Origin of the sequence: Streptomyces sp. URMC 123 (assembly GCF_051386515.1) — a bacterium.
Lineage (GTDB): Bacteria > Actinomycetota > Actinomycetes > Streptomycetales > Streptomycetaceae > Streptomyces.
In genome coordinates this window covers 1-24,033 of sequence record NZ_JBPQTV010000015.1, presented here as the reverse complement: position 1 = coordinate 24,033, position 24,033 = coordinate 1, and the positions used below count along the sequence as shown (strand labels likewise).

General features: G+C 68.5%; 34 protein-coding genes. All 34 read left to right on the top strand.

Annotated elements, in window-relative coordinates; translation table 11 throughout:
- Positions 1–153 precede the first annotated feature (153 nt).
- Positions 154–3,051, top strand: coding sequence for an AAA family ATPase (locus ACSNOD_RS04125; protein ID WP_436765331.1), 2,898 nt, complete (start codon positions 154–156; stop codon positions 3,049–3,051).
- Between the two features lie 375 nt (positions 3,052–3,426).
- Positions 3,427–3,798 carry a 30S ribosomal protein S12 gene (rpsL, locus tag ACSNOD_RS04120; protein WP_003948652.1) on the top strand — a complete coding sequence of 124 codons (372 nt, stop codon included), beginning with the start codon at positions 3,427–3,429 and terminating at the stop codon, positions 3,796–3,798.
- 2 nt (positions 3,799–3,800) lie between these two features.
- Complete coding sequence (gene rpsG / locus ACSNOD_RS04115) at positions 3,801–4,271, top strand: 30S ribosomal protein S7 (protein ID WP_436765330.1); 471 nt, start codon at positions 3,801–3,803, stop codon at positions 4,269–4,271.
- A 39-nt stretch (positions 4,272–4,310) separates the two neighbouring features.
- On the top strand, positions 4,311–6,431 hold the full coding sequence (gene fusA / locus ACSNOD_RS04110) for an elongation factor G (RefSeq protein WP_436765329.1): 2,121 nt from the start codon (positions 4,311–4,313) through the stop codon (positions 6,429–6,431).
- A gap of 226 nt (positions 6,432–6,657) precedes the next feature.
- A complete protein-coding gene (gene tuf / locus ACSNOD_RS04105; RefSeq protein WP_436765328.1) occupies positions 6,658–7,851 on the top strand; it encodes an elongation factor Tu in 1,194 nt (397 codons plus the stop codon).
- 578 nt (positions 7,852–8,429) lie between these two features.
- Complete coding sequence (gene rpsJ, locus ACSNOD_RS04100) at positions 8,430–8,738, top strand: 30S ribosomal protein S10 (protein ID WP_003948644.1); 309 nt, start codon at positions 8,430–8,432, stop codon at positions 8,736–8,738.
- Positions 8,739–8,751: 13 nt separating this feature from the next.
- Positions 8,752–9,396 carry a 50S ribosomal protein L3 gene (rplC, locus tag ACSNOD_RS04095; protein WP_436765327.1) on the top strand — a complete coding sequence of 215 codons (645 nt, stop codon included), beginning with the start codon at positions 8,752–8,754 and terminating at the stop codon, positions 9,394–9,396.
- Positions 9,397–9,404: 8 nt separating this feature from the next.
- Positions 9,405–10,055 (top strand): 50S ribosomal protein L4, encoded by a 651-nt coding sequence (gene rplD / locus ACSNOD_RS04090; RefSeq protein ID WP_436765326.1) that lies wholly within the window; start codon positions 9,405–9,407, stop codon positions 10,053–10,055.
- Positions 10,055–10,378, top strand: coding sequence for a 50S ribosomal protein L23 (gene rplW / locus ACSNOD_RS04085; RefSeq protein WP_436765325.1), 324 nt, complete (start codon positions 10,055–10,057; stop codon positions 10,376–10,378). The genes rplD and rplW overlap by 1 nt, the downstream gene beginning before the upstream one ends.
- 47 nt (positions 10,379–10,425) lie before the next feature.
- Positions 10,426–11,262, top strand: a complete 837-nt coding sequence (gene rplB, locus ACSNOD_RS04080; protein WP_436765324.1) for a 50S ribosomal protein L2 — start codon at positions 10,426–10,428, stop codon at positions 11,260–11,262.
- A 12-nt stretch (positions 11,263–11,274) separates the two neighbouring features.
- A complete protein-coding gene (gene rpsS, locus ACSNOD_RS04075; protein ID WP_014178772.1) occupies positions 11,275–11,556 on the top strand; it encodes a 30S ribosomal protein S19 in 282 nt (93 codons plus the stop codon).
- Positions 11,557–11,602: 46 nt separating this feature from the next.
- Positions 11,603–11,950 carry a 50S ribosomal protein L22 gene (rplV, locus tag ACSNOD_RS04070; RefSeq protein ID WP_184818458.1) on the top strand — a complete coding sequence of 116 codons (348 nt, stop codon included), beginning with the start codon at positions 11,603–11,605 and terminating at the stop codon, positions 11,948–11,950.
- Positions 11,950–12,783: a 30S ribosomal protein S3 gene (gene rpsC, locus ACSNOD_RS04065; RefSeq protein WP_436765323.1), complete on the top strand. Its 834-nt coding sequence runs from the start codon at positions 11,950–11,952 to the stop codon at positions 12,781–12,783. Before rplV ends, rpsC begins: the two co-directional genes overlap by 1 nt.
- A gap of 5 nt (positions 12,784–12,788) precedes the next feature.
- Positions 12,789–13,208, top strand: coding sequence for a 50S ribosomal protein L16 (gene rplP / locus ACSNOD_RS04060; RefSeq protein ID WP_436765322.1), 420 nt, complete (start codon positions 12,789–12,791; stop codon positions 13,206–13,208).
- The gene (gene rpmC / locus ACSNOD_RS04055) at positions 13,208–13,432 is read left to right on the top strand and encodes a 50S ribosomal protein L29 (protein WP_436765321.1); all 225 of its coding nucleotides are present in this window, start codon (positions 13,208–13,210) and stop codon (positions 13,430–13,432) included. The genes rplP and rpmC overlap by 1 nt, the downstream gene beginning before the upstream one ends.
- Complete coding sequence (gene rpsQ / locus ACSNOD_RS04050; protein ID WP_242583624.1) at positions 13,432–13,713, top strand: 30S ribosomal protein S17; 282 nt, start codon at positions 13,432–13,434, stop codon at positions 13,711–13,713. The genes rpmC and rpsQ overlap by 1 nt, the downstream gene beginning before the upstream one ends.
- A gap of 128 nt (positions 13,714–13,841) precedes the next feature.
- On the top strand, positions 13,842–14,210 hold the full coding sequence (rplN, locus tag ACSNOD_RS04045) for a 50S ribosomal protein L14 (RefSeq protein WP_055718836.1): 369 nt from the start codon (positions 13,842–13,844) through the stop codon (positions 14,208–14,210).
- 3 nt (positions 14,211–14,213) lie between these two features.
- Positions 14,214–14,537, top strand: coding sequence for a 50S ribosomal protein L24 (rplX, locus tag ACSNOD_RS04040; RefSeq protein ID WP_436765320.1), 324 nt, complete (start codon positions 14,214–14,216; stop codon positions 14,535–14,537).
- Entirely contained in the window at positions 14,537–15,097 is a 561-nt protein-coding gene (gene rplE / locus ACSNOD_RS04035) for a 50S ribosomal protein L5 (protein ID WP_436765319.1), read from the top strand. The genes rplX and rplE overlap by 1 nt, the downstream gene beginning before the upstream one ends.
- A 2-nt stretch (positions 15,098–15,099) precedes the next feature.
- The gene (locus ACSNOD_RS04030) at positions 15,100–15,285 is read left to right on the top strand and encodes a type Z 30S ribosomal protein S14 (RefSeq protein WP_436765318.1); all 186 of its coding nucleotides are present in this window, start codon (positions 15,100–15,102) and stop codon (positions 15,283–15,285) included.
- Positions 15,286–15,505: 220 nt separating this feature from the next.
- Complete coding sequence (gene rpsH / locus ACSNOD_RS04025) at positions 15,506–15,904, top strand: 30S ribosomal protein S8 (protein WP_436765317.1); 399 nt, start codon at positions 15,506–15,508, stop codon at positions 15,902–15,904.
- Between the two features lie 21 nt (positions 15,905–15,925).
- Positions 15,926–16,465, top strand: coding sequence for a 50S ribosomal protein L6 (gene rplF / locus ACSNOD_RS04020; protein WP_436765316.1), 540 nt, complete (start codon positions 15,926–15,928; stop codon positions 16,463–16,465).
- Between the two features lie 3 nt (positions 16,466–16,468).
- A complete protein-coding gene (rplR, locus tag ACSNOD_RS04015) occupies positions 16,469–16,852 on the top strand; it encodes a 50S ribosomal protein L18 (RefSeq protein WP_436765315.1) in 384 nt (127 codons plus the stop codon).
- A 44-nt stretch (positions 16,853–16,896) separates the two neighbouring features.
- A complete protein-coding gene (gene rpsE / locus ACSNOD_RS04010; RefSeq protein ID WP_436765314.1) occupies positions 16,897–17,502 on the top strand; it encodes a 30S ribosomal protein S5 in 606 nt (201 codons plus the stop codon).
- Positions 17,502–17,684, top strand: coding sequence for a 50S ribosomal protein L30 (gene rpmD / locus ACSNOD_RS04005; RefSeq protein ID WP_037912396.1), 183 nt, complete (start codon positions 17,502–17,504; stop codon positions 17,682–17,684). The genes rpsE and rpmD overlap by 1 nt, the downstream gene beginning before the upstream one ends.
- A 1-nt stretch (position 17,685) precedes the next feature.
- The gene (rplO, locus tag ACSNOD_RS04000; protein ID WP_436765313.1) at positions 17,686–18,141 is read left to right on the top strand and encodes a 50S ribosomal protein L15; all 456 of its coding nucleotides are present in this window, start codon (positions 17,686–17,688) and stop codon (positions 18,139–18,141) included.
- 258 nt (positions 18,142–18,399) lie between these two features.
- Positions 18,400–19,713, top strand: coding sequence for a preprotein translocase subunit SecY (gene secY, locus ACSNOD_RS03995; RefSeq protein WP_436765312.1), 1,314 nt, complete (start codon positions 18,400–18,402; stop codon positions 19,711–19,713).
- Positions 19,713–20,369 carry an adenylate kinase gene (locus ACSNOD_RS03990; protein ID WP_436765311.1) on the top strand — a complete coding sequence of 219 codons (657 nt, stop codon included), beginning with the start codon at positions 19,713–19,715 and terminating at the stop codon, positions 20,367–20,369. Before secY ends, ACSNOD_RS03990 begins: the two co-directional genes overlap by 1 nt.
- 150 nt (positions 20,370–20,519) lie before the next feature.
- Positions 20,520–21,356, top strand: coding sequence for a type I methionyl aminopeptidase (map, locus tag ACSNOD_RS03985; RefSeq protein ID WP_436765310.1), 837 nt, complete (start codon positions 20,520–20,522; stop codon positions 21,354–21,356).
- Between the two features lie 262 nt (positions 21,357–21,618).
- Positions 21,619–21,840 (top strand): translation initiation factor IF-1, encoded by a 222-nt coding sequence (gene infA / locus ACSNOD_RS03980; protein ID WP_003956442.1) that lies wholly within the window; start codon positions 21,619–21,621, stop codon positions 21,838–21,840.
- Between the two features lie 59 nt (positions 21,841–21,899).
- A complete protein-coding gene (rpmJ, locus tag ACSNOD_RS03975; protein WP_003956441.1) occupies positions 21,900–22,013 on the top strand; it encodes a 50S ribosomal protein L36 in 114 nt (37 codons plus the stop codon).
- A 182-nt stretch (positions 22,014–22,195) separates the two neighbouring features.
- Positions 22,196–22,576, top strand: a complete 381-nt coding sequence (gene rpsM / locus ACSNOD_RS03970) for a 30S ribosomal protein S13 (RefSeq protein WP_436765309.1) — start codon at positions 22,196–22,198, stop codon at positions 22,574–22,576.
- 98 nt (positions 22,577–22,674) lie between these two features.
- Complete coding sequence (gene rpsK, locus ACSNOD_RS03965) at positions 22,675–23,079, top strand: 30S ribosomal protein S11 (protein WP_003948617.1); 405 nt, start codon at positions 22,675–22,677, stop codon at positions 23,077–23,079.
- 133 nt (positions 23,080–23,212) lie between these two features.
- On the top strand, positions 23,213–24,033 hold an 821-nt coding region (locus tag ACSNOD_RS03960; RefSeq protein WP_436765308.1), incomplete at its 3' end, for a DNA-directed RNA polymerase subunit alpha.

The window sequence follows — 24,033 nt, the reverse complement described above, 5'->3', positions numbered from 1 at the left end:
AAACCTGAAATCGGGGCCACGCGCAAACAATGGCCATGAATGTGCGGCCGGTGAATGCGCGGAGCCGCGCGGAGTCGCGCGGAGCGAAAGAAAGCTGTGTTTCTTTGATGCGCCCGCCCCCTTCGGGAGGTGGGTGACGGGGCGGAGAGACAGATGGCTCTGATCGACCGATCGACGGAACTCGACACCCTGCGGGCCGCCCTGGCCGACTGCGCCGCCGGCCGCCCGCGCACCGTCCTCATACGGGGTGCGACCGGCCTCGGCAAGACGGCACTGCTCGACGCGTTCGCCGAGCACGCCGCCGGCACCGGCGCCCTCGTCCTGCGGGCCCGCGCGGAGCCCGCCGGCAGCGGACTGCCGCTGGGCGTCGTCCGCCGGCTGACCGAGGGGCTGCCCCCCGCGGCCCGGGCCAGGGCGCTGCGCGGCCGGGCCGACCCGCCACCCGGCCACGGCCCGCCCGCCGTCCCCGTACAGGGCCCGCTGCTGGCCCAGAACCCGCGGGCGTTCACCGCGCTGCTGCGCCGGCTCGGCGCCACCGCCCCCGTGGTCTGCTGCGTCGACGACCTCCACCACGCCGACGAGGCGTCCCTGCGCCACCTCCAGCACCTGGTCCGGCACGTCGGCCCGGCCCGGGTCCTGCTCGTCTGCGCGCTCACCGGCCCCGGCGGGCCGGGCCGGCAGCCGCTGGGCGGCACCGAGCCGCCGCACCGGCCCCCCGGCCCTGCCGGCGCCCCTCTCCAGGTGCTGACGCTGCGACCGCTCACCGCCGCCGGCGTGGCCGCCCTGGTCCGAGCCCGGCCCGGCCTCGGCCGCCCCGAGTCCCTCGCCGCCGATCTGCTCGCCCTCGCGGGCGGCAGCCCGCTGCTCAGCCGGGCCCTGCTCGACGACTGGTGCGCCGCGGCCCGCGACCCGGCGCGGGCCCCGCGCGCCCACCCCGGCCCGGGGCCCGCCTTCGCCCGCGCGGTGAGCGCCTGTGCGCGAGGTGCCGGCCCGGCCGCGGCCGCGGTCGCCACGGCCCTCGCCGTCCTCGACGGCCTCGGCACGGCCGACCGGGTGGCCCGGCTGCTGGACACCGGCCGGGCGGAGGTCTCCCGGGGCCTGGCCGCGCTGCACGCGGCGGGCCTGCTCGACGACGAGCACGCGGAGCGGTTCCGGCACCCGGCGGTGCGGGGCGCCGTCCTGGCGGCGAGCGAGCCGGGGCTGCGGGCACGGCTGCGACTGCGCGCGGCCGAGCTGACGTACGCCGCCGGGCGGGCCGCCGCGGAGGTGGCCGGGCACCTGCTCGCCGCGGCCGAGGACACGGGCCCGGAAACCGTGGGCCCGTACGGCACGTGGCCGGGCACGGTGGGTCCGTACGGCACGCGGCCGGGCGCCGAGCGGCCCCCCTGGGCCGTGGACGTGCTGCGGGAGGCGGCCGAGCACCTGGCCGGGGACGGGGAGGCCGAGCGCGCCGTGGCCGCGCTGGAGCTGGCCCACGCGGCCTGCCAGGACCCCGGCCAGCGGGCCGAGATCGCCATCCGGCTCGCCGGCCTCTCCTGGCGGATCGACCCGGCGGCCTCCGAGCGGCATCTCGCCGAGCCGCGGCGGGCCGCGCGCGAGGGCCGGCTCCCCGGCCGCCTGACCGGCCCGCTGGCCCGGGTGCTGATGCTCCACGGTCGCGTGGGTGAGGCGATACGGACGCAGGCGCGGGCGACCGGCGGCGCGGGGGAGGCCGTACGAACCCCGGGAGGGAGCACCGACCGCGCGGCTGAGGTCGTACGGGCGCGGGCGCCGGACAGCGGGCGGGGCGCCGGCGGGCCGGGGGAGCTCGTACGGGGGCCGAGCACCGGGCGGGGCGCCGGCACCGATGACGGCGGACGCCCGGGGTGCGCCGGCTCCGCGGAGGCCGGGGCCACCGTGGGCCACGGCGCCACCGGCCGCCGGGCGGCCGTGCCCTGGCTCGTCGCGGACCCCGACGACGACGCGGCGGCCGCCGACGCGGACCGCTTCCTGGAGCGCGCCGAGCTCTGCGAGGACACGCTGGAGCCGATCGCGCGGGCCCTGTGGCGCCTCCTCCACGCGCGGCACCCCGAGCGGGCCGCGGCCCGCTGCGAGGAGCGGGTGGAGGAGGCCGCGTACCGCCGCGCCCCCGGCTGGCAGGCGCTGTTCACCGCGCTGCTGGCCATGGCCCTGCTGCGGTTCGGCGACCCGCGGGGCGCCGAGCGGCAGGCGCTCGCGGCCCTGGACCGCCTGCCCCCGGGCGGCGGGGGCGGGCTGGCGTGTCTCCCGGCCGCCGTCGTCGTCCGGGCCCGTACTGCGCTGGGGGACCACGCCGCGGCCGCCCGCCGGCTGACCGATCCCGCCCCCGAGGAGTACGCCGACAGCCTGTACGGGCTGCTCCTGCTGCGGGCCCGCGGGCTGCACCACCTGGCCGTGGGCCGGCCGCGCCCGGCGCTCGCCGACTTCCTGCGCGTCGGCCGGCTGACCGCCGGCTGGGACAGCCCGCTGCTGCTGCCCTGGCGCGGGGACGCCGCCGAGGCGCTGCTCCGATCGGGCGATCCGCGGCGCGCCGAGGAACTGCTGCTGCGGCAGCTGGCCCACCCGGACGCCCGCCATCCGTGGGTGCGCGGGGTGTCGCTGCGGCTGCTGGCGGCGACCGCCGCGGAGGGACAGCGGGTGCCGCTGCTGCACCGCGCGGTGCACGAGCTGCGCCGGGCCGGGGACCGGGAGGAGCTCGCGCGTGCCGTGGCCGACCTCGGCGCGGCGCGGGCCCCGGGGACCACGGCGGCCGCCGCGCTCGACCCGGCCGACCCGGCCGACGCGCTCGGCGCGGGGCCGGCGCCGGGCGATGTGCTGAGCGCGTCCGAGCGGCGGGTGGCCGCGCTGGCGGCGCAGGGCTGTCGCAACCGGGAGATCAGCCGGCGGCTGTTCATCACGGTGAGCACCGTGGAGCAGCATCTGACCAGGGTCTATCGCAAGCTCGACATCACCGGCCGGCGGGATCTCGCCGAGGCCCTGGGCGGTGGGGGAGGGCGAACGCTCGGGAGGGCGTCCGCGTCCGGGGCGCGGTGAGACGCGGTGAGACGGTGAGACGCGGTGAGACACGGCGGGGGCACTCGGACGGGGGTGCCGAGGGCGCGCGCCGGGGCAAGGTGCCAGGTCGTCGCGCGTCTGTTTGTTTTGACCGTAGCCGATGCGATAGGTACGCTCTCAACCTGTGCCTGGGGTGTGCCCGGGCTCCTGTGCGTGCACTCTCCGCGGCCAGTCGGTCCGGAGGTGCCCCCGGTACGGGAGTCCGTGGCAAGGACGCCGAGAACGTCGCACTCTCCCCGCCTGTCGGGCGTATGGATCGTGCGGATCTTTCAGCCGAGCCGACACACCCGACCGCGTGGGTCGGAGATGCCCCAGGTTAGCTTTACTAGACGGCACACAGAAACCGGAGAAACGGTGCCTACGATCCAGCAGCTGGTCCGGAAGGGCCGGCAGGACAAGGTCGAGAAGAACAAGACGCCCGCGCTCGAGGGTTCCCCCCAGCGCCGCGGCGTCTGCACGCGTGTGTTCACGACCACCCCGAAGAAGCCGAACTCGGCCCTGCGTAAGGTCGCGCGTGTGCGTCTGACCAGCGGGATCGAGGTCACCGCGTACATTCCGGGTGAGGGACACAACCTGCAGGAGCACTCCATCGTGCTCGTGCGTGGTGGCCGTGTGAAGGACCTGCCGGGTGTTCGTTACAAGATCATCCGCGGCTCGCTCGACACCCAGGGTGTCAAGAACCGCAAGCAGGCCCGCAGCCGCTACGGCGCCAAGAAGGAGAAGTAAGAATGCCTCGTAAGGGCCCCGCCCCGAAGCGCCCGGTCATCATCGACCCGGTTTACGGTTCTCCTCTGGTGACCTCGCTGATCAACAAGATCCTGCTCAACGGCAAGCGCTCCACCGCCGAGCGGATCGTCTACGGCGCCATGGAAGGCCTCCGCGAGAAGACCGGCAACGACCCGGTCATCACGCTGAAGCGCGCGCTCGAGAACGTCAAGCCGGCTCTCGAGGTCAAGTCCCGCCGTGTCGGTGGCGCCACCTACCAGGTTCCGGTCGAGGTCAAGCCCGGCCGCGCCTCCACCCTCGCGCTCCGCTGGCTCGTGGGCTACTCCCGCGCCCGTCGCGAGAAGACCATGACCGAGCGTCTGATGAACGAGCTGCTGGACGCCAGCAACGGTCTGGGCGCCTCCGTCAAGCGTCGCGAGGACACCCACAAGATGGCCGAGTCCAACAAGGCCTTCGCGCACTACCGCTGGTAGTCGCTACCCCCATCGAGAACCGAGAGAAGACTGAGCCATATGGCCACCACTTCGCTTGACCTGGCCAAGGTCCGCAACATCGGGATCATGGCCCACATCGACGCGGGCAAGACGACCACCACCGAGCGCATCCTCTTCTACACCGGTGTGAGCTACAAGATCGGTGAGGTCCACGACGGCGCTGCCACGATGGACTGGATGGAGCAGGAGCAGGAGCGCGGCATCACCATCACGTCCGCCGCGACGACCTGCCACTGGCCGCTCGAGGACGTCGACCACACCATCAACATCATCGACACCCCGGGCCACGTCGACTTCACCGTCGAGGTGGAGCGTTCGCTGCGCGTGCTCGACGGTGCCGTGACGGTGTTCGACGGTGTCGCCGGTGTCGAGCCGCAGTCCGAGACCGTGTGGCGGCAGGCGGACCGGTACGGCGTGCCGCGTATCTGCTTCGTCAACAAGCTGGACCGCACGGGTGCGGAGTTCCACCGCTGCGTCGACATGATCGTCGACCGCCTGGGTGCGACCCCGCTCGTCATGCAGCTCCCGATCGGTACCGAGGCCGACTTCAAGGGCGTCGTGGACCTGGTCCGCATGAAGGCGCTCGTCTGGTCCGCCGAGGCCACCAAGGGTGAGATGTACGACGTCGTCGACATCCCCGACACCCACATCGAGGCCGCCGACGAGTGGCGCGGCAAGCTGCTCGAGGCCGTGGCCGAGAACGACGAAGAGATGATGGAGCTGTACCTCGAGGGCCAGGAGCCCACCGAGGAGCAGCTGTACGCGGCCGTGCGCCGCATCACCATCAACTCCGGCAAGGGCGGCGGCACCACCGTCACCCCGGTGTTCTGTGGCACCGCGTTCAAGAACAAGGGCGTCCAGCCCCTGCTCGACGCGGTCGTGCGCTACCTGCCCTCCCCGGTCGACATCGAGGCCATCGAGGGCCAGGCCGTCAACAACCCGGACGAGGTCATCAAGCGCCGTCCGTCGGACGACGAGCCGTTCTCCGGCCTGGCGTTCAAGATCATGAGCGACCCGCACCTCGGCAAGCTCACCTTCGTCCGCGTGTACTCCGGCCGCATGGAGACCGGCACTCAGGTGCTGAACTCCGTGAAGGGCCGCAAGGAGCGCATCGGCAAGATCTACCGGATGCACGCCAACAAGCGTGAGGAGATCGACTCGGTGGGTGCCGGCGACATCGTCGCCGTCATGGGTCTGAAGCAGACCACCACCGGTGAGACCCTCTGCGACAACGGCAACCCGGTGATCCTCGAGTCGATGGAGTTCCCGGCCCCGGTCATCGAGGTCGCCATCGAGCCGAAGTCGAAGGGCGACCAGGAGAAGCTGGGCGTCGCGATTCAGCGGCTGGCCGAGGAGGACCCGTCCTTCCAGGTCAAGACCAACGAGGAGACCGGCCAGACCATCATCGCGGGTATGGGCGAGCTGCACCTCGACGTGCTGGTCGACCGTATGAAGCGCGAGTTCAAGGTCGAGGCCAACGTCGGTAAGCCGCAGGTGGCCTACCGTGAGACGCTGCGCAAGGCCGTCGAGAAGGTCGACTACACGCACAAGAAGCAGACTGGTGGTTCCGGCCAGTTCGCCAAGGTGCAGATCAACGTCGAGCCGCTCGAGGGCGACGGCTACGAGTTCGAGAACAAGGTCACCGGTGGCCGCATCCCGCGGGAGTACATCCCGTCCGTGGACGCGGGCTGCCAGGAGGCCATGGAGTTCGGTGTGCTGGCCGGCTACCCGCTGACCGGCGTCAAGGTGACGCTGCTCGACGGCGCCTACCACGAGGTCGACTCCTCCGAGCTCGCGTTCAAGATCGCCGGTTCGATGGCCTTCAAGGAGGCCGCCCGCAAGGCCAGCCCGGCCCTGCTCGAGCCGATGATGAAGGTCGAGGTCACGACGCCCGAGGACTACATGGGCGATGTGATCGGTGACATCAACTCCCGCCGTGGACAGATCCAGTCCATGGAGGACCGGCACGGTGCCAAGCTGGTCACCGGCCTGGTCCCGCTGTCGGAGATGTTCGGCTACGTCGGCGACCTGCGCAGCAAGACGTCCGGCCGCGCCAGCTACTCCATGCAGTTCGACTCCTACGCCGAGGTTCCGAAGAACGTCGCCGAGGAGATCATCGCGAAGGCCAAGGGCGAGTAACCGGGATTCACCCGTGTTGCTCAGCGTTTAGGCTTGAGCAGAGGCTTCGGGCATTCCGGTGGGGACCACCGCGGAACAGCGGCGGTCTCCACCGGGCCCCGGCAGCCGGCCCCCCAGCGAAACGGCCAAGGGCATCCCCTCGGGGTCCTGGCCGGATCGGTAAGACCACCTGAACCCATCCGCAAAGCGTGGGTGGAGTACAGCACCAGTCCACAGGAGGACCCCAGTGGCGAAGGCGAAGTTCGAGCGGACTAAGCCGCACGTCAACATCGGCACCATCGGTCACATCGACCACGGTAAGACGACGCTTACCGCGGCGATCACCAAGGTGCTGCACGACGCGTACCCGGACCTGAACGAGGCCTCGGCCTTCGACCAGATCGACAAGGCTCCTGAGGAGCGCCAGCGCGGTATCACCATCTCCATCGCGCACGTCGAGTACCAGACCGAGTCGCGTCACTACGCCCACGTTGACTGCCCGGGTCACGCGGACTACATCAAGAACATGATCACCGGTGCCGCTCAGATGGACGGCGCCATCCTCGTGGTCGCCGCCACCGACGGCCCGATGCCGCAGACCAAGGAGCACGTGCTCCTGGCCCGCCAGGTCGGCGTTCCGTACATCGTGGTCGCCCTGAACAAGGCCGACATGGTGGACGACGAGGAGATCCTGGAGCTCGTCGAGCTCGAGGTCCGCGAGCTGCTCTCCGAGTACGAGTTCCCGGGCGACGACGTTCCGGTCGTCCAGGTCTCGGCGCTCAAGGCGCTCGAGGGCGACAAGGAGTGGGGCGAGAAGCTCCTCGGCCTGATGAAGGCCGTGGACGAGTCCATCCCCACCCCGGACCGCGACGTCGACAAGCCGTTCCTGATGCCGGTCGAGGACGTCTTCACGATCACCGGTCGCGGTACGGTCGTCACCGGCCGTATCGAGCGTGGTGTCCTGAAGGTCAACGAGACCGTCGACATCATCGGCATCAAGCCGGAGAAGACCACCACCACGGTCACCGGCATCGAGATGTTCCGCAAGCTGCTCGACGAGGGCCAGGCCGGTGAGAACGTCGGTCTGCTGCTCCGCGGCATCAAGCGCGAGGACGTCGAGCGCGGCCAGGTCATCATCAAGCCGGGTTCGGTCACCCCGCACACCGAGTTCGAGGCGCAGGCCTACATCCTGTCCAAGGACGAGGGTGGCCGCCACACGCCGTTCTTCAACAACTACCGTCCGCAGTTCTACTTCCGTACCACGGACGTGACGGGCGTTGTGACCCTCCCCGAGGGCACCGAGATGGTCATGCCGGGCGACAACACCAAGATGTCGGTCCAGCTGATCCAGCCGGTCGCCATGGAGGAGGGCCTGAAGTTCGCCATCCGTGAGGGTGGCCGGACCGTCGGCGCCGGCCAGGTCACCAAGATCGTCAAGTGACCTGACGCTCCCTGGAGCACCCAGGAGGGCCCCGCTTCGGCGGGGCCCTCCGCCGTTTCCCCCGCCCCGCTCGCGGGCGCCCAGCCGGCCCCACGGGGGCGTGGCGGCGCGCGCACCGGGCGGACCCGCCCCGCCACGCCGGTCCCCGGACGTGATATTGGGCCCGATTGGCGTCAGCCTGTCGGGATGTGGCACACTGTCCAGGTTGCTCGGTTGAGTGCCGATGCCGCGCGCCTCCCGCCGGGAGGACTGGAAGCGAGTCCCGCAGTACTCGTCGCCTCATGCAATGTGCCGTAAGGCGCAGGGGCGGAAGTACGGGAATCTTCCGGGAAGCGTGGGCGGGGCCCCAGCCAGGCACCCGGTGGGTGTCCTTCTCCCCCCGGCCGCTCCTTTTCAGGGAGCACAACGCGGCTCGTGCGCCGCACCCCTCGAAAGGGAACCCGTTTTTCGGGCTTTTCTTTGTCGGGAGTGCGACACGCCCGACCGCGTGGGTCGGAGAGACAGGGCGGCGGTCCTCGAAAGAGGGCGCAGCGCACCGGGTCCCAGAGCGTTACGAGAGACAGGACTACGAAGTAGCCATGGCGGGACAGAAGATCCGCATCCGGCTCAAGGCCTACGACCACGAGGTCATCGACTCCTCGGCGAAGAAGATCGTCGAGACGGTGACGCGCACTGGTGCGTCGGTCGCGGGCCCGGTGCCGCTGCCCACTGAGAAGAACGTGTACTGCGTCATCAAGTCGCCGCACAAGTACAAGGACTCGCGCGAGCACTTCGAGATGCGCACGCACAAGCGCCTCATCGACATCCTCGACCCCACGCCCAAGACGGTTGACTCGCTGATGCGTCTCGACCTGCCGGCCGGCGTCGACATCGAGATCAAGCTCTGAGGTGACGCGCGAGATGGCTAAGCAGATCAAGGGCGTCCTGGGCGAGAAGCTCGGCATGACTCAGGTCTGGGACGAGAACAACCGTGTCGTCCCGGTGACCGTCGTCAAGGCCGGTCCCTGCGTCGTGACCCAGGTCCGTACCAACGACACCGACGGCTACGAGTCGGTCCAGATCGCCTTCGGCGAGATCGACCCGCGCAAGGTGAACAAGCCCCTCAAGGGCCACTTCGCCAAGGCCGACGTGACCCCGCGCCGCCACCTGGTGGAGCTCCGTACCTCCGACGCCAGCGAGTACACGCTCGGCCAGGAGATCACCGCCGAGGTGTTCGAGGCCGGCGTCAAGGTCGACGTCACGGGCACGAGCAAGGGCAAGGGCACCGCCGGTGTCATGAAGCGCCACGGCTTCGGTGGCCTCGGCGCCGGCCACGGCACGCAGCGCAAGCACCGCTCGCCCGGTTCCATCGGTGGCTGCGCCACCCCGGGCCGCGTGTTCAAGGGCCTGCGCATGGCCGGCCGCATGGGCAACGAGCGGGTCACCACCCAGAACCTGACCGTCCACGCCGTTGACGCGGAGAAGGGTCTGCTCCTCATCAAGGGAGCGGTTCCTGGTCCGAACGGCGGCCTCGTCCTGGTCCGTACCGCGGCCAAGGGGGCCTGAGGTAACCGATGAGCACCATTGACATCCTTTCGCCGGCTGGCGACAAGGCCGGGACCGTCGAGCTCCCCGCGGAGATCTTCGACGCGCAGGTCAGCATTCCGCTGATCCACCAGGTCGTCGTCGCGCAGCTGGCCGCTGCCCGCCAGGGCACGCACAAGACCAAGACTCGTGGCGAGGTCCGCGGCGGTGGCAAGAAGCCGTACCGCCAGAAGGGCACCGGTCGCGCCCGTCAGGGTTCGACCCGCGCGCCGCAGTTCGCCGGTGGTGGCGTCGTGCACGGTCCCGTGCCGCGTGACTACTCGCAGCGGACCCCGAAGAAGATGAAGGCCGCCGCCCTGCGCGGTGCCCTCTCCGACCGGGCGCGTCACTCCCGCATCCACGTCGTCTCCGGCGTGGTCGAGGGCGACATCTCCACCAAGGCCGCCAAGACCCTGTTCGGCAAGATCAGCGAGCGCAAGAACCTGCTCCTGGTCGCCGAGCGGTCCGACGAGGCCGCGTGGCTGTCCGCCCGCAACCTGCCCCAGGTCCACATCCTGGAGCCGGGCCAGCTGAACACGTACGACGTGCTCGTCTCCGACGACGTGGTCTTCACCCAGGCCGCCTTCGAGTCCTTCGTGTCTGGCCCCAAGGCCGTTGAGACCGAAGGGAGCGAGGCCTGATGTCCGAGGCCACGATCACCAGCAAGACCTTCACGGACCCGCGTGACGTTCTCGTCAAGCCCGTGGTCTCCGAGAAGAGCTACGCGCTGCTGGACGAGAACAAGTACACGTTCATCGTCGACCCGCGCGCGAACAAGACCCAGATCAAGCAGGCCGTCGAGGCGGTCTTCTCGGTCAAGGTCACCGGGGTGAACACGATCAACCGCCAGGGCAAGCGCAAGCGGACCCGCACCGGTTTCGGCAAGCGCAAGGACACCAAGCGCGCCATCGTGACCCTCGCCGAGGGCGACCGTATCGACATCTTCGGCGGCCCGGTCTCCTAACGGAGATCGGAGCGTCCAGAAGTCCGGAATCTTCCGAGGACTGAGAAATGGGTATCCGCAAGTACAAGCCGACGACCCCGGGCCGTCGTGGCTCCAGCGTCGCCGACTTCGTCGAGATCACGCGGTCCACGCCGGAGAAGTCGCTGGTCCGCCCCCTGCACAGCAAGGGCGGCCGTAACAACGCCGGTCGTGTGACCGTTCGCCACCAGGGCGGTGGCCACAAGCGCGCCTACCGAGTGATCGACTTCCGTCGTCACGACAAGGACGGCGTGCCGGCCAAGGTCGCGCACATCGAGTACGACCCCAACCGCACCGCGCGCATCGCGCTGCTCCACTACGCGGACGGCGAGAAGCGCTACATCCTCGCCCCCGCCAAGCTGGGCCAGGGCGACCGGATCGAGAACGGCCCCGGGGCCGACATCAAGCCGGGCAACAACCTGCCGCTGCGCAACATCCCGGTGGGTACGACCATCCACGCCATCGAGCTGCGGCCCGGCGGCGGCGCGAAGATCGCTCGCTCCGCGGGCTCTTCCGTCCAGCTGCTGGCGAAGGAGGGCGCCTACGCCCACCTGCGCATGCCGTCCGGTGAGGTCCGCCTGGTCGACGTCCGCTGCCGCGCCACCGTCGGCGAGGTCGGCAACGCCGAGCAGTCGAACATCAACTGGGGCAAGGCCGGCCGTATGCGCTGGAAGGGCGTTCGCCCGACCGTTCGCGGTGTGGCGATGAACCCGGTTGACCACCCGCACGGTGGTGGTGAGGGCAAGACCTCCGGTGGTCGCCACCCGGTCTCCCCGTGGGGTCAGAAGGAGGGTCGTACTCGTTCTCCCAAGAAGGCGAGCAACAAGTACATCGTCCGCCGCCGCAAGACGAACAAGAAGCGCTAGGAGCGGGTTTAGATGCCGCGTAGTCTCAAGAAGGGGCCCTTCGTCGACGACCACCTGATCAAGAAGGTGGATGTCCAGAACGAAGCCGGCACCAAGAACGTCATCAAGACCTGGTCCCGCCGCTCGATGATCGTCCCGGCCATGCTCGGCCACACGATCGCGGTGCACGACGGCCGCAAGCACGTCCCGGTGTTCGTCACCGAGTCGATGGTCGGCCACAAGCTCGGCGAGTTCGCGCCGACCCGCACCTTCCGCGGCCATGAGAAGGACGACCGCAAGTCGCGTCGTCGCTGATCTGCGGAATAGCGAAGACCATATGACTGACACCGAAGGGACAACCATGGAAGCCAGGGCCCAGGCGCGGTACATCCGCGTCACGCCCATGAAGGCCCGCCGCGTGGTGGACCTCATCCGTGGCATGAATGCCACGGAGGCTCAGGCGGTCCTGCGTTTCGCCCCGCAGGCCGCCAGCGTGCCCGTCGGCAAGGTGCTGGACAGCGCCATCGCCAACGCCGCGCACAACTACGACCACACCGATGTCGACAGCCTCTACATCTCCGAGGCCTACGTCGACGAGGGCCCGACCCTGAAGCGGTTCCGTCCGCGCGCCCAGGGCCGCGCCTACCGGATCCGCAAGCGGACCAGCCACATCACCGTGGTCGTCAGCAGCAAGGAAGGAACCCGGTAATGGGCCAGAAGGTTAACCCGCATGGGTTCCGGCTCGGCATCACCACGGACTTCAAGTCTCGCTGGTACGCCGACAAGCTGTACAAGGACTACGTCAAGGAAGACGTCGCCATCCGTCGGATGATGACGTCCGGCATGGAGCGCGCCGGCATCTCGAAGGTTGAGATCGAGCGCACCCGTGACCGTGTCCGCGTGGACATCCACACCGCTCGTCCGGGCATCGTCATCGGCCGCCGTGGCGCCGAGGCCGACCGCATCCGCGGTGACCTCGAGAAGCTCACCGGCAAGCAGGTCCAGCTGAACATCCTCGAGGTCAAGAACCCCGAGGTCGACGCTCAGCTCGTGGCCCAGGCCGTTGCCGAGCAGCTGTCCTCCCGCGTCTCCTTCCGTCGGGCCATGCGCAAGAGCATGCAGTCCGCCATGAAGGCCGGCGCCAAGGGCATCAAGATCCAGTGTGGTGGCCGTCTCGGCGGCGCCGAGATGTCCCGCTCGGAGTTCTACCGCGAGGGCCGTGTGCCGCTGCACACCCTCCGCGCGAACGTCGAGTACGGCTTCTTCGAGGCCAAGACCACCTTCGGCCGCATCGGCGTGAAGGTCTGGATCTACAAGGGCGACGTCAAGAACATCGCCGAGGTGCGCGCCGAGAACGCTGCCGCCCGCGCGGGCAACCGCCCGTCGCGCGGTGGCGCCGACCGCCCGGCCCGTGGTGGCCGTGGTGGCGAGCGTGGCGGCCGCGGCCGTAAGCCGCAGCAGCAGAACGCGGCTGCCGAGGCCCCCAAGGCCGAGGCGCCCGCCGCTGCCGCTCCGGCGGAGACCACCGGAACGGAGGCCTGACCGACATGCTGATCCCCCGTAGGGTCAAGCACCGCAAGCAGCACCACCCCAAGCGCAATGGCATGGCCAAGGGTGGTACCGAGGTTGCGTTCGGTGAGTACGGCATCCAGGCGGTCACCCCGGCGTACGTGACGAACCGTCAGATCGAGTCGGCTCGTATCGCCATGACCCGCCACATCAAGCGTGGTGGCAAGGTCTGGATCAACATTTACCCGGACCGCCCGCTCACGAAGAAGCCCGCCGAGACCCGCATGGGTTCCGGTAAGGGTTCTCCGGAGTGGTGGGTCGCGAACGTCAAGCCCGGTCGGGTGATGTTCGAGCTGTCCTACCCGAACGAGAAGATTGCTCGCGAGGCGCTGACCCGCGCCGCGCACAAGCTTCCGATGAAGTGCCGGATCGTTCGGCGCGAGGCAGGTGAGTCGTGATGGCGGCCGGTACCAAGGCGTCAGAGCTGCGCGAGCTGAACAACGAGGAACTCGTTGCCAAGCTCCGTGAGGCCAAGGAGGAGCTGTTCAACCTCCGCTTCCAGGCGGCGACCGGACAGCTCGAGAACCACGGCCGGCTGAAGGCCGTCCGCAAGGACATCGCCCGGATCTACACCCTGATGCGGGAGCGCGAGCTCGGCATCGAGACGGTGGAGAGCGCCTGATGAGCGAGAAGAATGTGACTGAGACGAACGAGCGCGGTTTCCGCAAGACCCGTGAGGGTCTGGTCGTCAGCGACAAGATGGACAAGACCGTCGTCGTCGCCGTCGAGGACCGCGTCAAGCACGCGCTGTACGGCAAGGTCATCCGCCGTACCAACAAGCTCAAGGCGCACGACGAGCAGAACGCCGCGGGTATCGGCGACCGTGTCCTCCTCATGGAGACCCGGCCGCTGTCCGCGACGAAGCGCTGGCGCGTCGTCGAGATCCTCGAGAAGGCCAAGTAGGTAATTCCCGCAAGGGGATTCCAAAGAACCAGCCTGAAGGCATTTGCCTTCTGGACAGTTCCGCCAGGCTCGGCAGGGGCTGCTGACGCAGCCCCTGCCGGGAACCGGCAGACGATCAGGAGATAGACGTGATCCAGCAGGAGTCGCGACTGCGCGTCGCCGACAACACTGGTGCGAAGGAGATCCTTTGCATCCGTGTTCTCGGTGGCTCGGGTCGTCGCTACGCGGGCATCGGTGACGTCATCGTCGCCACCGTCAAGGACGCGATCCCCGGTGGCAACGTGAAGAAGGGCGACGTCGTCAAGGCGGTCGTCGTGCGCACCGTCAAGGAGCGCCGCCGTCCGGACGGCTCGTACATCCGCTTCGACGAGAACGCGGCCGTCATCCTCAAGAACGATGGCGACCCCCGCGGCACCCGTATTTTCGGCCCCGTGGGCCGTGAGCTGCGCGAGAAGAAGTTCATGAAGATCATCTCGCTCGCGCCGGAGGTGCTGTAACCGATGAAGATCAAGAAGGGCGACCTGGTTCAGGTCATCACCGGCAAGGACAAGGGCAAGCAGGGCAAGGTCATTCAGGCCTTCCCCGCCGACAACCGCGTCCTGGTCGAGGGTGTCAACCGGGTCAAGAAGCACACCAAGGCCGGCCAGACCGCTCGTGGCTCGAAGACCGGCGGCATCGTGACGACCGAGGCCCCGATCCACGTGAGCAACGTTCAGCTCGTGGTGGAGAAGGACGGCAAGAAGGTCGTCACCCGCGTCGGATACCGCTTCGACGACGAGGGCAACAAGATCCGCGTTGCCAAGCGGACCGGTGAGGACATCTGATGACTGCCACCACCAACGCGCCGCGTCTGAAGCAGCGCTACCGCGACGAGATCCAGGGCAAGCTGCGTGAGGAGTTCTCGTACGAGAACGTCATGCAGATCCCGGGTCTGACCAAGATCGTTGTCAACATGGGTGTGGGCGACGCCGCCCGCGACTCCAAGCTGATCGAGGGCGCCATCCGCGACCTCGCCACGATCACCGGTCAGAAGCCGGCCGTCACCAAGGCCCGGAAGTCCATCGCGCAGTTCAAGCTGCGCGAGGGTCAGCCGATCGGTGCCCACGTCACCCTCCGCGGTGACCGGATGTGGGAGTTCCTGGACCGCCTGCTGTCGCTGGCGCTGCCGCGCATCCGCGACTTCCGCGGTCTGTCGCCGAAGCAGTTCGACGGCCGGGGCAACTACACCTTCGGTCTCACGGAGCAGGTCATGTTCCACGAGATCGACCAGGACAAGATCGACCGGGTCCGGGGCATGGACATCACCGTGGTCACCACGGCGACCAACGACGACGAGGGTCGTGCCCTCCTCCGTCACCTCGGCTTCCCGTTCAAGGAGAACTGACCGTGGCGAAGAAGGCTCTGATCGCTAAGGCCGAGCGCAAGCCGAAGTTCAAGGTGCGCGCTTACACCCGTTGCAACCGCTGCGGCCGGCCCCACTCCGTCTACCGCAAGTTCGGCCTGTGCCGCGTGTGCCTTCGTGAGATGGCTCACCGTGGCGAGCTGCCGGGCGTGACCAAGAGTTCCTGGTAATCAGCCCTTTTGGGTTGATGCCGGACTCTCGGTAAGCAAATGGATGGCGGGCTCCCGTAAAGCATTCCCTTTTCTCTCCCGTAGAGTGGAAGGGTTGGGCGCCCGCCGCCCATGACCGTCTTACTACGCCGTAGGTCCCCGCGCCGCACCCGCTCCGACTCAGCTCGGGGAGAGGGATGGCGCAGATAGGAAACCCCGGCGAGAGAGGCCGAAGGCCATCATGACCATGACCGACCCGATCGCAGACATGCTGACTCGTCTGCGAAACGCGAACTCGGCATACCACGACACCGTGTCGATGCCGCACAGCAAGATCAAGTCGCACATCGCGGAGATCCTCCAGCAGGAGGGCTTCATCACCGGCTGGAAGGTCGAGGACGCCGAGGTTGGCAAGAACCTCGTCCTCGAGCTGAAGTTCGGCCCGAACCGCGAGCGCTCGATCGCAGGCATCAAGCGGATTTCCAAGCCGGGTCTGCGGGTCTACGCAAAGTCCACCAACCTGCCGAAGGTGCTCGGCGGCCTGGGCGTGGCGATCATCTCCACGTCGCACGGTCTCCTCACCGACAAGCAGGCGCAGAAGAAGGGCGTGGGTGGGGAAGTCCTCGCCTACGTCTGGTAGTCGGGAACGGAGGAATAGAGCATGTCGCGTATTGGCAAGCTGCCCATCCAGGTTCCCGCCGGTGTGGACGTCACCATCGATGGCCGGACGGTCTCGGTGAAGGGCCCCAAGGGTTCCCTCTCCCACACCGTCGCCGCGCCGATCGAGATCGCTAAGGGCGAGGACGGCACCCTCCAGGTGACCCGCCCCAACGACGAGCGTCAGAACAAGGCCCTCCACGGCCTGTCCCGCACGCTGGTGGCGAACATGATCACCGGTGTGACCCAGGGTTACAGCAAGGCGCTCGAGATCAGCGGTGTTGGTTACCGCGTCCAGGCGAAGGGCTCCAACCTGGAGTTCGCGCTGGGCTACAGCCACCCGATCCTCATCGAGGCGCCGGAAGGCATCACCTTCAAGGTCGAGTCCCCCACCAAGTTCTCGGTCGAGGGCATCGACAAGCAGAAGGTCGGCGAGGTCGCCGCGAACATCCGCAAGCTGCGCAAGCCCGATCCGTACAAGGCCAAGGGCGTGAAGTACGCGGGCGAGGTCATCCGCCGCAAGGTCGGAAAGGCTGGTAAGTAAGCCATGACATACGGTGTGAAGATCGCTAAGGGTGACGCGTACAAGCGCGCCGCCGCCAAGCGTCGCCACATCCGCGTCCGCAAGCGGATCTCCGGTACGCCGGAGCGCCCCCGCCTGGTCGTGACGCGGTCCAACCGCCACATGGTCGCTCAGGTCATCGACGACGTCGCGGGCCACACGCTCGCCTCCGCGTCGACCCTGGACACCTCCATCCGTGGTGGCGAGGGCGACAAGAGCGCCCAGGCCAAGCAGGTTGGTGCCCTGGTCGCCGAGCGCGCCAAGGCCGCGGGTGTCGAGGCCGTCGTGTTCGACCGCGGTGGTAACCAGTACGCCGGGCGCATCGCGGCTCTGGCGGACGCCGCCCGCGAAGCCGGACTCAAGTTCTGAGCCGGTTCCGTAGCTAGCGGACGTAAACGAGAGAGGTAATTCCAATGGCTGGACCCCAGCGCCGCGGGAGCGGTGCCGGTGGCGGCGAGCGGCGGGACCGGAAGGACCGGCGGGACGGCGGCGCAGCTGCCGAGAAGACCGCTTACGTCGAGCGCGTTGTCGCCATCAACCGCGTCGCCAAGGTTGTGAAGGGTGGTCGTCGCTTCAGCTTCACCGCGCTGGTCGTGGTGGGCGACGGTGACGGCACCGTGGGTGTCGGATACGGCAAGGCCAAGGAGGTGCCGGCCGCCATCGCCAAGGGTGTGGAGGAGGCCAAGAAGCACTTCTTCAAGGTCCCCCGGATTCAGGGCACCATCCCCCACCCCATTCAGGGTGAGAAGGCCGCGGGCGTCGTCCTGCTCAAGCCGGCGTCCCCCGGTACCGGTGTTATCGCCGGTGGCCCGGTGCGTGCCGTGCTCGAGTGCGCCGGCGTTCACGACATCCTGTCGAAGTCGCTCGGCTCCGACAACGCGATCAACATCGTGCACGCGACCGTGGCGGCCCTCAAGGGCCTGCAGCGTCCCGAGGAGATCGCGGCTCGCCGCGGTCTGCCCCTCGAGGACGTCGCCCCCGCGGCTCTGCTCCGTGCGCGTGCTGGGGCGGGTGCGTAATGGCTCGCCTCAAGGTCACGCAGACGAAGTCGTACATCGGTAGCAAGCAGAACCACCGCGACACCCTGCGTTCGCTCGGGCTCAAGCGCCTGAACGACGTGGTTGTCAAGGAGGACCGCCCCGAGATCCGCGGCATGGTGCACACCGTCCGCCACCTCGTGACGGTCGAGGAGGTCGACTGACATGGCGGAGCAGAACCCGCTGAAGGTCCACAACCTCCGGCCCGCCCCGGGCGCCAAGACCGCCAAGACCCGTGTGGGTCGTGGTGAGGCGTCGAAGGGTAAGACCGCAGGTCGTGGCACCAAGGGCACCAAGGCCCGGTACCAGGTTCCGGAGCGCTTCGAGGGTGGGCAGATGCCCCTCCACATGCGTCTCCCGAAGCTCAAGGGCTTCAAGAACCCGTTCCGCACCGAGTACCAGGTCGTGAACCTGGACAAGCTGGCCGCGCTCTACCCGCAGGGTGGCGAGGTCACGGTGGCCGATCTGGTCGCCAAGGGTGCGGTTCGCAAGAACCAGCTCGTCAAGGTGCTCGGCACCGGCGAGATCTCCGTGGCGCTGCAGGTGACGGTCGACGCCGTCTCCGGCTCCGCCAAGGAGAAGATCACCGCCGCTGGCGGCACCGTCACCGAGCTCGTCTGAGCCCGATGAGACATCGACCGGGGATGCCCCTCAAAAGGGGCATCCCCGGTTGGTCGTTCCAAGCGGGGCACACTCGCCGGTAAGGTGGCGTGCACTGTTGCTGTATTTCCCCGGGGGCTGTGGCATCAGCGGCCTGAGGCCGTGGACCCCGGACCCCAAGCCGCGCGGCCCGGTCCGCGCGGCTTTGACTGACTCGTATTCGTCGATCCTCAAGACCGTCACCTCTCGCGCAGATACGCGGGGGTCGCAGGAGGCACCGTGCTGACCGCGTTCGCCCGGGCGTTCAAGACGCCCGACCTGCGCAAGAAGCTGCTGTTCACGTTGGGCATCATCGTGCTCTTCCGGCTCGGGGCGCACATCCCGGTGCCGGGCGTCAGCTTCAAGAACGTCAACCAGTGCATGAACGAGGCCAAGGGCGGCGGCGACCTCTTCGGCCTCGTGAACATGTTCAGCGGTGGCGCGCTGCTTCAGTTGACGATCTTCGCGCTCGGGATCATGCCGTACATCACGGCGAGCATCATCCTGCAACTGCTCACCGTGGTGATCCCGCGGCTGGAGGCCCTCAAGAAGGAGGGCCAGGTCGGTCAGGCAAAGATCACGCAGTACACCCGGTATCTGACCGTGGCGCTCTCGGTGCTCCAGGGCACCGGCGTGGTGGCGGCGGCCCGGCAGGGCTCGCTCTTCCCGCAGTGCGCGGTCCGCGACCAGATCATCCCGGACCGGTCGATCTTCGTGACCGTGACCATGGTCATCACCATGTGCGCCGGCACGGCCCTGATCATGTGGCTCGGCGAGCTCGTGACCGACCGGGGCATCGGCAACGGCATGTCCATCCTGATGTTCGTCTCCATCGCGGCCGGCTTCCCGGGCGCACTGTGGCAGATCAAGCTCCAGGGCAAGATCGCGGACGGCTGGGTGGACTTCGGCGCGGTGGTCCTCATGGGCCTGGCGATGGTCGGCCTGGTGGTCTTCGTCGAGCAGGCGCAGCGCCGCATCCCGGTGCAGTACGCGAAGCGCATGATCGGCCGGCGGTCGTACGGCGGCACCTCCACCTACATCCCGCTGAAGGTGAACCAGGCGGGTGTGATTCCCGTCATCTTCGCCTCGTCGCTGCTCTACATTCCGGCCCTGATCGTTCAGTTCAGCGGCTCGCAGGCGGGCTGGGCGCAGTGGATCTCCGCGAACTTCATCCGCGGTGACCACCCGGTTTACATCACCACGTACTTCCTGCTGATCGTTTTCTTCGCCTTCTTCTATGTCGCGATCTCGTTCAACCCCGAGGAAGTCGCCGACAACATGAAGAAGTATGGTGGCTTCATCCCGGGTATCCGGGCTGGTCGACCTACTGCTGAGTACCTGAGCTACGTGCTCAACCGGATCACCTGGCCGGGGTCGCTGTACCTGGGTCTGATCGCGCTGGTGCCGACGATGGCGTTGGTCGCCTTCAACGCCGACCAGAACTTCCCGTTCGGTGGGACGAGCATCCTGATCATCGTGGGTGTGGGTCTGGAGACGGTGAAGCAGATCGAGAGCCAGCTCCAGCAGCGCAACTACGAAGGGTTCCTCCGCTGATGCGAATCGTCCTCGTCGGGCCGCCTGGTGCGGGCAAGGGCACTCAGGCCGCCTACCTGGCCAAGAACCTCGGCATTCCGCACATCTCCACGGGCGACCTGTTCCGGGCCAACATCAGCCAGGGGACCCCGCTGGGTCGCCAGGCGCAGGAGTACATGCGGGCGGGTCAGCTCGTGCCGGACGAGGTCACCATCGGCATGGCCGCGGACCGGATGCACGCGGCCGACGCCGCGGACGGCTTCCTGCTGGACGGCTTCCCCCGCAACCTGGCGCAGGCGGAGGCGCTGGACGGCATCCTGCAGGCGGACGGCGTGCGGCTGGACGCCGTGCTGGACCTGGAGGTCCCGGAGGACGAGGTGGTCAAGCGGATCGCCGGCCGCCGGATGTGCCGCAAGGACAGCAGCCACATCTTCCACGTGATCTACAACCCGCCGCGCGCCGAGGGCGTCTGCGACGCCTGCGGCGGCGAGCTGTACCAGCGCGAGGACGACAGTGAGGACACCGTCCGCAAGCGCCTCGAGGTCTACCACCGCGAGACCGAGCCGATCATCGACTACTACAAGGCCCAGGACCTGGTGGTCACGATCTCCGCGCTCGGCAAGGTCGCCGAGGTGACCGAGCGGGCGATGGACGCGCTCAAGAACCCGGCGGCCTGACGGCCGGGCGCACGGCGCGGCCCGACGGCCGGGCCGGGCCCGGCAGACGGCTCACTGACGGCCGCGGTGCCCCCCCAGGGGGACCGCGGCCGTACTGTTGTCTGGAGCAGACAGCGGAACCCATGACGGAAAGCAGAAGGCGGCAGGCCCATGGTGGAGATCAAGACCCCCGAGCAGATCGCGAAGATGCGTGAGGCGGGGCTGGTCGTGGCGGCGATCCACGCCGCGTGCCGGGAGGCGGCGGTGCCGGGCGCCACGACCAAGGACCTGGACGACGTCGCCCGCAAGGTGATCGCGGAGCACGGCGCCACGTCGAACTTCCTGGGCTACGGCGGGTTCCCCGCCACCATCTGCACCTCGGTGAACGAGGTCGTCGTCCACGGCATCCCGGACACGAGGACCGTCCTGAAGGACGGCGACATCATCTCCATCGACGCCGGCGCCATCATCGACGGCTGGCACGCCGACGCGGCCTTCACGGCCTTCGTCGGCACCGGTCACGCCCCGGAGCTGACCGAGCTCAGCCGGGTGACCGAGGAGTCGATGTGGGCCGGCATCGCCGCGGTGAAGCAGGGCAACCGGCTGGTCGACATCTCCAAGGCGATCGAGGGGTACATCCGCCGCCAGCCCCGCCCCGCCACCGGCAAGTACGGGATCATCGAGGACTACGGCGGCCACGGCATCGGCTCCCAGATGCACATGGACCCGCACCTGCTGAACTACGTCGACCGCCGCCGCGGCCGCGGCCCCCGGCTGGTGCCCGGCTTCTGCATCGCGATCGAGCCGATGGTCAGCCTGGGCACCCCGAAGACGCACGTCCTCGAGGACGACTGGACGGTCAAGACCGACGACGGCACCTGGTCCTCGCACTGGGAGCACTCGGTGGCGCTGACCGAGGAGGGCCCGCTGGTCCTCACCGCCGTCGACGGCGGCAAGGCCAAGCTCGCGCAGTACGGCGTCACCGCGGCGCCCGACCCGCTGGCCTGAGCCGCGCCGAGGGCCGGCCGGACACACCCCCCGGCCGGGCCCCGTCGTACACGCCGGCCGGACACCCCCGCCGGACGCCCCCGGGCGCCCCGGCCGGGACACGCCGAAGGGGCCCCGCGTAAGGATCTTCTCGGGTGGGCAGCCTGACCCGATTAGTGTTTTGCGTGGCCCTGGCGTAGACTAACGCGTCGGCTCTCGTGCATCCGTATGTCCGTATACGGGCATGGAAGTCGATCAAGGTAGCCGATTCGAAGGGCGAAGCGTGGCCAAGAAGCAAGGTGCCATCGAGATTGAGGGCACCGTGATTGAGTCCCTGCCGAACGCCATGTTCAAGGTGGAGCTCCAGAACGGTCACAAGGTCCTCGCGCACATCAGCGGGAAGATGCGGATGCACTACATCCGTATTCTGCCCGACGACCGGGTCGTGGTGGAGCTGTCCCCGTACGACCTCACGCGCGGCCGGATCGTCTACCGCTACAAGTAGATCTTGCCCGCACCCCGCTCCCGTGGGGGAAGGCACTGACCCGGAGAACCTCACATCCCATGAAGGTCAAGCCGAGCGTCAAGAAGATCTGCGACAAGTGCAAGGTGATCCGCCGCCACGGCCGGGTCATGGTCATCTGCGACAACCTGCGCCACAAGCAGCGCCAGGGCTGACGCACACACCACCCGCACCTCGCAGTTTCTTCGCGCGACGCAAGCGATAAACGTACATACGCAGTCACCCGGCCCCCCTGGGGCCGACACCCCCGGCGGAGGCCGGGGACCCGGCCGGTACCTGACACGGCCGCCGGGAGCGGTGCTGCGGAAGACCTCCGATACACATCAGGAGCCACTCAATGGCACGCCTCTCCGGCGTTGACCTCCCGCGTGAGAAGCGCGTCGAGGTCGCCCTCACCTACGTCTTCGGCATCGGTCGCACCCGTGCCCAGGAGACGCTGAAGAACACCGGTGTGAACCCCGACACCCGCGTTCGCGACCTGGTCGAGGAGGACCTGGTCAAGATCCGCGAGTACGTGGACGCCAACTACAAGACCGAGGGTGACCTCCGTCGCGAGATCCAGGCCGACATCCGCCGCAAGGTCGAGATCGGTTGCTACCAGGGTCTGCGTCACCGTCGTGGCCTGCCGGTCCACGGTCAGCGCACTCACACCAACGCCCGCACCCGCAAGGGCCCGCGTCGCGCCATCGCCGGTAAGAAGAAGCCGGGCAAGAAGTAGTCCTCAGCAGGACGCTGCGGACGCCGGGGGTCGACCCCCGGGCCGCACCACCAGCGGTCTTCGCTGTAGGACCGACCACCTCCACGGGAGAGTAATACATGCCTCCGAAGGGCCGTCAGGGCGCTGCCAAGAAGGTGCGCCGCAAGGAAAAGAAGAACGTCGCTCACGGCCACGCGCACATCAAGAGCACGTTCAACAACACCATCGTTTCGATCACCGACCCCACCGGCAACGTGATCTCCTGGGCCTCCGCCGGCCACGTCGGCTTCAAGGGCTCGCGCAAGTCCACCCCCTTCGCCGCGCAGATGGCCGCCGAGTCGGCCGCCCGCCGCGCGCAGGAGCACGGCATGCGCAAGGTGGACGTGTTCGTCAAGGGTCCCGGCTCCGGCCGTGAGACCGCGATCCGCTCCCTCCAGGCCACCGGCCTCGAGGTGGGTTCGATCCAGGACGTCACCCCCACCCCGCACAACGGCTGCCGCCCGCCGAAGCGCCGCCGCGTCTGACGCTCTCCGCGTCCCACGCGTCGCTCGCACAGAGTGGCTTCAACGGGCGGTACGGCCTTTCCGGCCGTGCCGCCCGTACCCTGTAAGGACTCGGCATCAAATAGCGGGTGCCGAAGACTGGAGGCAATTCCTCATGCTGATCGCTCAGCGCCCCTCTCTGACCGAAGAGGTCGTCGACGAGTACCGCTCCCGGTTCGTGATCGAGCCGCTGGAGCCGGGCTTCGGCTACACCCTCGGCAACTCCCTGCGCCGTACGCTCCTCTCCTCGATCCCCGGTGCCGCCGTCACCAGCATCCGGATCGACGGTGTCCTGCACGAGTTCACCACCGTGCCGGGCGTCAAGGAGGACGTCACCGACCTCATCCTCAACATCAAGCAGCTCGTCGTCTCCTCGGAGCACGACGAGCCGGTCGTGATGTACCTGCGCAAGCAGGGCCCCGGGCTGGTCACCGCCGCGGACATCGCCCCGCCGGCCGGTGTCGAGGTGCACAACCCCGACCTGGTCCTCGCCACCCTCAACGGCAAGGGCAAGCTGGAGATGGAGCTGACCGTCGAGCGCGGTCGCGGCTACGTCTCCGCCGTCCAGAACAAGCAGCTGGGCCAGGAGATCGGCCGCATTCCGGTCGACTCCATCTACAGCCCGGTGCTCAAGGTCACCTACAAGGTCGAGGCGACCCGTGTCGAGCAGCGCACCGACTTCGACAAGCTGATCGTCGACGTCGAGACCAAGCAGGCCATGCGCCCGCGCGACGCCATGGCGTCCGCCGGCAAGACCCTGGTCGAGCTGTTCGGCCTGGCCCGCGAGCTCAACATCGACGCCGAGGGCATCGACATGGGCCCGTCCCCCACGGACGCCGCCCTGGCCGCCGACCTCGCGCTGCCGATCGAGGAGCTGGAGCTCACGGTCCGCTCGTACAACTGCCTCAAGCGTGAGGGCATCCACTCCGTGGGTGA

What these genes read in the sequence shown, in the direction of transcription:
- ACSNOD_RS04125 (WP_436765331.1), top strand. Translation starts at nt 154, where the DNA reads ATGGCTCTGATCGACCGATCGACGGAACTCGACACCCTGCGGGCCGCC.
- rpsG (WP_436765330.1), top strand. Translation starts at nt 3,801, where the DNA reads ATGCCTCGTAAGGGCCCCGCCCCGAAGCGCCCGGTCATCATCGACCCG.
- fusA (WP_436765329.1), top strand. Translation starts at nt 4,311, where the DNA reads ATGGCCACCACTTCGCTTGACCTGGCCAAGGTCCGCAACATCGGGATC.
- rpsJ (WP_003948644.1), top strand. Translation starts at nt 8,430, where the DNA reads ATGGCGGGACAGAAGATCCGCATCCGGCTCAAGGCCTACGACCACGAG.
- rplC (WP_436765327.1), top strand. Translation starts at nt 8,752, where the DNA reads ATGGCTAAGCAGATCAAGGGCGTCCTGGGCGAGAAGCTCGGCATGACT.
- rplD (WP_436765326.1), top strand. Translation starts at nt 9,405, where the DNA reads ATGAGCACCATTGACATCCTTTCGCCGGCTGGCGACAAGGCCGGGACC.
- rplW (WP_436765325.1), top strand. Translation starts at nt 10,055, where the DNA reads ATGTCCGAGGCCACGATCACCAGCAAGACCTTCACGGACCCGCGTGAC.
- rplB (WP_436765324.1), top strand. Translation starts at nt 10,426, where the DNA reads ATGGGTATCCGCAAGTACAAGCCGACGACCCCGGGCCGTCGTGGCTCC.
- rpsS (WP_014178772.1), top strand. Translation starts at nt 11,275, where the DNA reads ATGCCGCGTAGTCTCAAGAAGGGGCCCTTCGTCGACGACCACCTGATC.
- rplV (WP_184818458.1), top strand. Translation starts at nt 11,603, where the DNA reads ATGGAAGCCAGGGCCCAGGCGCGGTACATCCGCGTCACGCCCATGAAG.
- rpsC (WP_436765323.1), top strand. Translation starts at nt 11,950, where the DNA reads ATGGGCCAGAAGGTTAACCCGCATGGGTTCCGGCTCGGCATCACCACG.
- rplP (WP_436765322.1), top strand. Translation starts at nt 12,789, where the DNA reads ATGCTGATCCCCCGTAGGGTCAAGCACCGCAAGCAGCACCACCCCAAG.
- rpmC (WP_436765321.1), top strand. Translation starts at nt 13,208, where the DNA reads ATGGCGGCCGGTACCAAGGCGTCAGAGCTGCGCGAGCTGAACAACGAG.
- rpsQ (WP_242583624.1), top strand. Translation starts at nt 13,432, where the DNA reads ATGAGCGAGAAGAATGTGACTGAGACGAACGAGCGCGGTTTCCGCAAG.
- rplX (WP_436765320.1), top strand. Translation starts at nt 14,214, where the DNA reads ATGAAGATCAAGAAGGGCGACCTGGTTCAGGTCATCACCGGCAAGGAC.
- rplE (WP_436765319.1), top strand. Translation starts at nt 14,537, where the DNA reads ATGACTGCCACCACCAACGCGCCGCGTCTGAAGCAGCGCTACCGCGAC.
- rpsH (WP_436765317.1), top strand. Translation starts at nt 15,506, where the DNA reads ATGACCATGACCGACCCGATCGCAGACATGCTGACTCGTCTGCGAAAC.
- rplF (WP_436765316.1), top strand. Translation starts at nt 15,926, where the DNA reads ATGTCGCGTATTGGCAAGCTGCCCATCCAGGTTCCCGCCGGTGTGGAC.
- rplR (WP_436765315.1), top strand. Translation starts at nt 16,469, where the DNA reads ATGACATACGGTGTGAAGATCGCTAAGGGTGACGCGTACAAGCGCGCC.
- rpsE (WP_436765314.1), top strand. Translation starts at nt 16,897, where the DNA reads ATGGCTGGACCCCAGCGCCGCGGGAGCGGTGCCGGTGGCGGCGAGCGG.
- rpmD (WP_037912396.1), top strand. Translation starts at nt 17,502, where the DNA reads ATGGCTCGCCTCAAGGTCACGCAGACGAAGTCGTACATCGGTAGCAAG.
- rplO (WP_436765313.1), top strand. Translation starts at nt 17,686, where the DNA reads ATGGCGGAGCAGAACCCGCTGAAGGTCCACAACCTCCGGCCCGCCCCG.
- ACSNOD_RS03990 (WP_436765311.1), top strand. Translation starts at nt 19,713, where the DNA reads ATGCGAATCGTCCTCGTCGGGCCGCCTGGTGCGGGCAAGGGCACTCAG.
- map (WP_436765310.1), top strand. Translation starts at nt 20,520, where the DNA reads ATGGTGGAGATCAAGACCCCCGAGCAGATCGCGAAGATGCGTGAGGCG.
- rpmJ (WP_003956441.1), top strand. Translation starts at nt 21,900, where the DNA reads ATGAAGGTCAAGCCGAGCGTCAAGAAGATCTGCGACAAGTGCAAGGTG.
- rpsM (WP_436765309.1), top strand. Translation starts at nt 22,196, where the DNA reads ATGGCACGCCTCTCCGGCGTTGACCTCCCGCGTGAGAAGCGCGTCGAG.
- rpsK (WP_003948617.1), top strand. Translation starts at nt 22,675, where the DNA reads ATGCCTCCGAAGGGCCGTCAGGGCGCTGCCAAGAAGGTGCGCCGCAAG.